Below are 550 nucleotides of genomic sequence, written 5' to 3' on the forward strand. Positions count from 1 at the left end.
GCGGCGACAGCAGCGCGTTGACCCAGATGCTGCCCGCCTTGATGAGCGCGATGGCCTCGGCCGGAATGCCGCTGAGTCAGCTCGGACAGTCGGACACGTCGGACGCCTACGACGACTACGGCCTCGACGACTACGGTTACGACGATCTCGGCATCCCCAGCGGCCTCGGTACGGGCAGCCCGAGCGGGATGCCCGCCGGCAGTCCCGGCCTCGGCATCCCGGATGTCGACGCGGAAACCGTTGCGGCGAGCGCGTTGCCGGTGGCCGCCGCGGCCAGCCTGGGTTCGGGCATGCCGCGCACACCGGTGATCGAACCTCTCGGAACGTCGTCGGCGGCAAACGCGGCCGCCGCGCGCGGCGGATCGCCGATGATGCCGTACATGCCGATGGCGCCCGGCATGGGCAACTCGGCCGGCAACAACGACCGCAACCGCGTCGTGGCATGGCATCCCGACCGCTTGATGTACGTGGACGACACACCGCACACCGAAGCGGTGATCGGTGAACGGCCGACCATTGCCCCGACCGTGACCCCGCCGACGCCCGCGCC

General features: G+C 70.7%; 1 pseudogene. It reads left to right on the top strand.

Features of this window, described 5'->3' with window-relative positions:
- Positions 1-550 (top strand): annotated as a pseudogene (locus tag GVY64_RS37085) (hypothetical protein); the annotation flags it as partial.

It is taken from the genome of Nocardia sp. CY41, from assembly GCF_009829325.1.
GTDB lineage: Bacteria > Actinomycetota > Actinomycetes > Mycobacteriales > Mycobacteriaceae > Nocardia.